This is a genomic window from Pedobacter sp. JCM 36344 (assembly GCF_046546555.1).
Classification (GTDB): domain Bacteria; phylum Bacteroidota; class Bacteroidia; order Sphingobacteriales; family Sphingobacteriaceae; genus Pedobacter.
The window spans coordinates 1-7,797 of record NZ_JBKHKK010000028.1; the positions used below are offsets into that span (position 1 = coordinate 1).

Genomic DNA, 7,797 nt, shown 5'->3' on the forward strand with positions numbered 1-7,797 from the left:
GAACAAGCGACTGTAATGAAGATTCAAAATATTGACCCTATTTTAAATAAGGTTGCAGGTTACAGCTTCCATAACAGGAGCAATTTTGATTTTGATAAACTAATTGCTGACCCAAATAATATCGCCGCTAACCTGCGTGATTATATAAATGGTTTTTCTGCCGAAGCTAGGGAGATAATAGAACAGTTCGAGTTTGAAAACCAAATCAACCGTATGGATGATAACAACCTTTTATTTATGGTGGTTAAACGTTTTCAAGAAATTGATTTGCATCCGGATAAAGTAAGCAGCATGGAAATGGGTTACCTTTTCGAAGAGTTAATTCGAAAATTCGCTGAAATTTCAAATGAGACAGCTGGAGAGCATTTTACACCTCGTGAGGTTATTAGATTGATGATCAACTTGCTATTCTTAAACGATCATGATATCCTAACAAAGAAAGGTATTGTAAAAACGATATACGACTGTTGTGCAGGTACAGGAGGCATGTTAAGTGTGGCGGAAGAATATTTGAATGAGCTTAATCCTGACGCCCGGCTTGAGGTATTTGGCCAGGAGCTGAATCCTGAATCTTATGCGATATGTAAATCTGACATGTTAATCAAAGGGCAAAATCCAGTTAACATAAAAAAAGGCAATAGCATTTCTGAAGACCATTTGGCGGGCGAACAGTTTGATTATTTAATTACAAATCCACCTTTTGGTGTAAAATGGGAAAAAATAGCCAAAAAAGTAAAAGCCGAACATGATGAAAAAGGGTATGGTGGGCGCTTTGGTGCAGGCTTACCTTCTACAAGCGACGGCTCATTTTTATTTCTGATGCACCTCATTTCAAAAATGAAACCTGAGGGTTCTCGCCTAGCTATTGTATTTAATGGTTCTCCCATGTTTTCGGGTAGCCCAAGTGCCACCAAAAACGAATCGAGTATAAGGCAATGGATAATAGAAAACGACATGTTGGAAGCTGTAATTGCTTTGCCAAATCAGCTTTTCTATAATACCGGCATTAGCACTTACATCTGGCTAATTTCTAACCACAAACCTAAAAACAGAAAAGGCAAAATACAACTCATTAATGCTGTAGATTCATTCAAAAAAATGAGTAAATCTTTAGGTAATAAACGTAATGAACTATCGGCAAGTCACATTAGAAACATCACCGAAACTTATGGGGACTTTATAATTAATAATTACAGTAAAATATTTGATAACAAAGATTTTGGCTATAACAAAGTTACTGTTGAGCGACCTGAACGCGATGCCAAAGGAAACATTAAACTGGATAAAAATGGTGTACCAAAAGCTGATAGTAGTTTACGAGATACCGAAAACATTCCTTTAAAAGATGATATACAAGCTTATTTAAAAAGGGAGGTTTTGCCCTATGTACCAGATGCATGGATAGATGAAAGTAAAACCAAAATTGGTTACGAGCTTAACTTTACCAAATACTTTTACCAATACAAACCCTTGCGTAGTTTAGCCGATATTCGTAATGACATTATGGCTTTGGAACAAGAAACTTTAGGTTTGATTAATGAGGTGATAGCCTAATGGTAGGGTTAGAATTAGAGTACAGTGAATTACTGAACAAAGAATTTGCTAAGCAAGCAAAAAGAGAAAAGAACTTTCTTGATATTGCTGGGATGCCACATTATGAAAATGTAAATAGCAATCTCTTAAAATTTTTCTTTGATTCTACTGAGGAACATGGCTTTTCTGATCTTTTTCTTACTTCTTTGCTAGAACTTATTCCTGATAAAAAAAACGTTTCGTTGATAGATTGGAAGATCGAACGAGAAGTAAAAACTAAAAACAATAAGAGAATCGACCTAGCAATATTGTCCCTTGATAAAGATCAAGTTATCATCATTGAAAATAAGATTTATCACCTGCTCAATAATGATCTCAATGATTATTGGAATCATTACGAAGAAATTGCCGATAACCGTAAAATTGGTATAGTGCTAAGCCTATATTCATTAACGATTAAAAATGATAAGTTTACAAATGTTACACATCAGCAGCTTTGTACAAAAGTTCTTCAAAATTTGGGCAGGTATCTTTTAATTGCTAACCAGAAATACATTGTCTATTTAAAAGATTATATAGAAAACATCAACACGTTTTATATGACAGATACTCAAAAAAAGAAACTGGAATTTTATTTTAATCATTCTGATAAAATTAATGAGCTAGCTCAAATAAAGGACTATGCCGCGTCATACCTTGCCAATCAGGTTAATATTGTTGCTGAAAAGTTGGACTTTAACATTGGAAGTAAAAATTCACAAGAACGGAGATCTTTCTATTTTAAAAATGTTCAAGGTACTATTTTATATTACGCTATTTTTTTCAAAAACTGGCTTACCAGTCAAGCAACTTTTAGAATAATCTTAGAGGGGCATGGTATTAGCGACGACGTTCAACAACATGTAATAGATACGATTAAGGATAAATATCAAAACTTATCACATCATACTAGTCCAATGCCATATATACATTTTTTGAAAAAAGATTATAAGTTCAATCCAGAATACACTTTAAATTTTTCTAATGTGATAATTAATATTTTAGAAAAAGACTTTGATGCTGCACGCAAGGAAGTAACTCAATTACTTAATGAAAAAATATCTTAAAAATGGAAGACACAAACTACTTCCCGATACCCAGTTTTAAGGAAACAGATTTTAAATCATTTATTGCATATTGGCGCACTTATTATAATTATCCTGATAAAGAAGAAAAATACTACTTAAAGCCAATTGCCAAGGAACTACTTGATCTTCAAGACCTACAATTACTTTTTGAATGGAAAAATGGCTCCATCCTTTCTGGATTGAAGCAGAAAGCATTTAATAGCAAAGTAGGCAGTTTTTTGCATGAGATAAATAATTTAAAGATTAGAGGAATTGTTTCTATTGACGATGTTCGACAAATTACTCCAAAACTTACTTCAGCTATTTGGCTAATATTTTTAACCCACATCATTGATGGAGAAAAATTTCCTATTTACGATATGCATGTGTTTAGAGCCCATAATTATTTGGTTAAGAAAACAATTGTAGAGATTCCATCAAATGATAAGAAGAAATTAGCGCATTACGAAAATTACCTCACTTATTTCAACAGTCTGAAGCCTCAAATAGAGAATCATAAACATTGGGATGAGGCAATGTGGGGATTTGGGAAATATCTGTCACGATATAATAATCTATCGAATGAAGAGGTATGATAAATATAAAGATTCAGGAGTAGAAGGCATTGGTGAAATTCCTTTAGAGTGGAAAGTTTCACGAATCAAATTTATTGCGAAAATTTGTGGTGGTCAAGACCAAAAAGATATTATTGATGAAAGTGGAATCTATCCAATTTTTGGCACAGGAGGTGAATTTGGAAAAACAAATCAATATTTACATAAAGGGCCTTCAGTTTTATTAGGAAGAAAAGGAACTATAGACAAGCCAAGGTATGTTGACACTCCTTTTTGGTCTGTAGATACAGTTTTTTATACTGATATTTTTAAAGTGACGAATCCAAGGTTTTTTTTCTATTTGTGTACTACAATAAATTTTGAGCTTTATAAATATGGTTCAGCTATTCCTAGTATGTCCCGTGAGACCCTCAATAATATAGCTTTTCCGCTCCCAAAAACCCTTAAAGAACAGTATCAAATCGCCAAATATCTAGACCAGAAAGCTACTAAGATAGATAAACTTATCAATGATAAGCATAAGTTAATTGAGCTCTTAAATGAAGAGCAAGCAACCATGATTAGCCAGGCGGTAACAAAAGGTTTAAACCCAAATGTGCCGATGAAAGATAGTGGTGTGGAATGGTTGGGAGAAGTGCCTGAACATTGGCAATTAAGTAAGATCAAATTTATTTGTAAAATAATCGGAAGGATAGGCTTTAGGGGGTACACTGTTCAAGATTTGGTAAAAGAGGGAGAAGGAGCTATTTCTTTAAGTCCATCAAATATCAAGAATCATATTTTGGACATTTCTAGTGACTGTACATACTTATCCTGGGTGAAATATGAAGAATCTCCAGAAATAAAGGTATATGAAGAAGATATTCTTGTCGTTAAAACAGGTTCTACCATCGGAAAAATAGCCATTGTTCCTAAAAAACAACCAAGAATGACCTTAAATCCTCAATTAATTGTCCTGAAAGAAATTAAAATGGTTCCAAAATTTTTATATCATATAATGACATCAACATATTTTCAGAGCTATTTTAAAATCTACACTGCTGGCGGTAGTACGCCTGCTATATCTCAGGAGAAAATAAACAATCTTGAAATAATCTTTCCCGATTTAGAAGAGCAAGAAAAAATCGTTAAAGAAGTTGATATTTCAATAAGAAGGTTTCACGAAATTACTGGAAAGCTTAATCAAGAAATCGGACTTTTAAAAGAATACAAAATGGCATTAATTTCGGAAGTAGTAACAGGTAAAGTAGATGTCCGGGAAGAAGTTATAGCTGACTTCATTACCGGGAATACGGAAACACTTACAAATATTTAACGAACAAGTTCAACACACGACGTAACATAGATCAATAATTTCAATTATGGCGAGCGGAATCCATACCGAGCATACTTTCGAATCGGCAATAGAAGAGTCATTAATAAACAAAGGCGGTTATAGCCAAGGTAAGTCAGCCGATTTTGATGTTAGCCTAGGCTTGTTCCCAACTTATATTACCAATTTCCTAAAAACATCCCAACCAAAAGAATGGGCTAAAATTTCCATCATCCATAAAAACGATATAGAGAAGAAAGTATTAGACCGCTTGCTTAAAGAGCTGGATTTACGCGGCACTTTAGATATTATTCGCAATGGCTTTACCGATTATGGAGTTAAATTTCAAATGGGCTATCTAAAACCCGAATCTACGCTTAATACTTCGGCGGCTAAGCTTTACGATAGTAATCAGCTTACCGTAACCCGCCAATTGTATTATGAACGCAAGGGTAATAATAGTTTAGATATAGTTTTAAGCTTGAACGGTTTGCCTGTGGCTACCATCGAACTTAAGAACCAATTCACAGGGCAAAATATTAGTCATGCTAAGAAGCAATATGTTTATGATAGAGAACCTTGCGAACCCATCTTTCAATTCAAAAAACGCACATTGGTGCACTTCGCAGTAGATGCCGATGAATGTTTCATGACTACAAAGCTGGCTGGCAAACACACCCGTTACCTGCCGTTTAATAAAGGTTTTAATAACGGCGCAGGTAACCCGAACAATAAAGACGGCTACAAAACAGCTTACTTGTGGGAATACGTTTGGGCAAAGGATAGCATTATGGATATTTTAGGCAAATTTCTTCATTTAAGTGTTGAGGAATATGAGTTTGGGGGCATCACCAAGAAAAGAGAAAGCATGGTTTTCCCACGTTACCATCAATTGCAAGTAGTAAGGCGATTGGAATATGATGTTAAGGAGTATGGTGCAGGACAAAATTATTTAATACAGCATTCTGCAGGTTCGGGTAAATCAAATTCCATTGCTTGGCTATCGTACCGATTATCGAGTTTACATGATGCGGCAAACGAGCGCGTTTTTGATTCTACCATCGTTATTACCGATAGAAAGGTACTCGATAATCAATTGCAAAATACCATTTACCAGTTTGAACACAAACCTGGCGTGGTGCAGAAAATAGATAAAGATTCGCAACAACTGGCAGACGCCATTTCATCGAAGTCGAATATCATCATAACTACTCTGCAAAAATTCCCTTTTGTACTCGATAAAATTGGCGAATTGCCCAATCGGAAATATGCTGTAATTATCGATGAGGCGCATTCATCGCAAGGCGGCGAGGCAAGTAAGAAGCTAAAAGAAGTTTTGGCTTATAAATCATTAGAAGATGCAGCTGAAGAAGAAAACATCAGTGGTTTGGATGATGATGCCGAGGATGAAATTAGAAAATCAATGCAGGCAAGAGGCAAACAAGAAAACCTTAGTTTCTTTGCCTTTACAGCAACTCCAAAAGCAAAAACTATAGAAGTTTTTGGCACACCCAATGCCAAAGGCAAACCAAAACCTTTTGATGTTTATTCAATGAAACAAGCCATTGAAGAGGGTTTTATTTTAGATGTGTTGAATAATTACACCACTTACAAAACATTCTTTAAGCTATCGAAAGAAATTGAAGACGATCCTGAAATAAATAAAAAACAAGCATCCACAGCAATTGCTCGTTTTTTATCTCTGCATCCACATAATTTGTCTCAAAAAACGGAAGTAATGGTCGAGCATTTTCGCCAAATCGTTTCCAAGAAAATTGGTGGCAAGGCAAAGGCGATGGTAGTAACGGGTTCTCGTTTGCATGCAGTTCGCTATAAGGAAGAATTCGATCGGTATTTGAAAGTCAAGGAGTACGATGACATCAAAACGATTGTTGCCTTTTCTGGCAAGGTACCAACAGATGCTTTCCCAGATGGGGTAACAGAAGTAGAAATAAATGGCTTTAAGGAAAAAGAACTTCCGCAGAAATTTGCAACCGATGAATATCAGCTCCTATTGGTTGCCGATAAATACCAAACAGGTTTTGACCAACCATTACTGCATACCATGTATGTAGATAAAAAACTTTCAGGTGTTAAGGCAGTACAAACTTTGTCGCGTTTAAATAGAATGCATCCTGGTAAACAGGATACTTTTGTGTTGGATTTCGTAAATGATACCGAAGATATCTTAGCTTCGTTTCAGCCCTATTACGAGCTAACAACAGTAGAAACCTCCACAGACCCCAATCATTTATATAATCTGGAGCACGAAATCAAGAAAGCTCAAGTAGTTTGGGATAGTGAGGTTGATATTTTCTGTAATGTTTACTTTAAGTCGATGAGTTCTTTACAAGTCGCAGAGCAAAAGAAACTTTACTCGCTAACCGACCCAGCAGTTGATCGTTTTAAACAATTGCCGGTAGAACAAGGCAAAAATGATTTGCTGAGTACACAGTCTACACAAGAAGATTTTAAGAATTCAGTGCAATCTTTCATTAGATTGTATGCTTTTCTAACGCAGATTATGCCATTTACGGATGTGAATCTAGAGAAGCTATTTACTTATTGCACTTATCTTTTGAGGCGGCTACCTAGGAGTAGTAATGATAAATTTAAGCTTGGTGACGAGGTTTCATTAGAATATTACAGGCTACAGCGCATTGCTGACACTCATATTCTAATGGAACCGATGGGCGAGTTTGGTTTGGATGGCGAAATTGAATCAGGTATCAGAATGAAGAAAGATGAAAAAGCAGCTTTGTCTGAAATTATTGATGTTTTAAATAAGCGATTTTCAACTGCATTCAATGATGCAGACAAGTTATTTTTCAATGCCATCGAAGAGGAACTTTATGCTGACGAAAAACTAAGACAGCAAGCTCAAGCTAATACCATAGAAAACTTTAAGTACGGTTTTGATGATGTCTATATGGACAAAGCTATCAGTAGGATGGAACAAAATCAAGATATCTTTTCGAAAATGATGGATGATAAGGAATTTGGTGGATTGGTAAGAGATTATATGTTGAGAAAAGTTTATGATCGATTCAATCACGCGTGATAAGTTCGTTTGTGCGCACTCTGGAATGTAGTGAAATAAAAAGTTATTAGGCAGACTTATTTAAGTTTGGATTGTTACTAAACCAATGTTGAATGGCAAATATCTGTCGCCATTTTCCTAATTCGTGTTAATTGAGCGTAGCTATAATCTGCGCTTCACTGATTTTTTGACTTTTGATCTTCTTGCTTAAAGTTACGAATGTTCGCCTTT

Annotated in this window: 5 protein-coding genes; all 5 read left to right on the forward strand. The window is 35.2% G+C overall.

Features of this window, described 5'->3' with window-relative positions:
* Positions 1 to 1,554, forward strand: a 1,554-nt coding sequence (locus ACHFIZ_RS17580) for a class I SAM-dependent DNA methyltransferase (RefSeq protein ID WP_410888229.1), incomplete at its 5' end; no start/stop codon positions are given.
* Positions 1,554 to 2,639, forward strand: coding sequence for a PD-(D/E)XK nuclease family protein (locus ACHFIZ_RS17585; protein WP_410888231.1), 1,086 nt, complete (start codon positions 1,554 to 1,556; stop codon positions 2,637 to 2,639). The genes ACHFIZ_RS17580 and ACHFIZ_RS17585, both read left to right, overlap by 1 nt.
* A gap of 2 nt (positions 2,640 to 2,641) precedes the next feature.
* Positions 2,642 to 3,235, forward strand: a complete 594-nt coding sequence (locus ACHFIZ_RS17590) for a hypothetical protein (RefSeq protein WP_410888233.1) — start codon at positions 2,642 to 2,644, stop codon at positions 3,233 to 3,235.
* Positions 3,222 to 4,529: a restriction endonuclease subunit S gene (locus tag ACHFIZ_RS17595; protein ID WP_410888235.1), complete on the forward strand. Its 1,308-nt coding sequence runs from the start codon at positions 3,222 to 3,224 to the stop codon at positions 4,527 to 4,529. Before ACHFIZ_RS17590 ends, ACHFIZ_RS17595 begins: the two co-directional genes overlap by 14 nt.
* A gap of 46 nt (positions 4,530 to 4,575) precedes the next feature.
* Entirely contained in the window at positions 4,576 to 7,587 is a 3,012-nt protein-coding gene (locus ACHFIZ_RS17600) for a type I restriction endonuclease subunit R (RefSeq protein WP_410888237.1), read from the forward strand.
* The last annotated feature ends 210 nt before the right edge of the window (positions 7,588 to 7,797 follow it).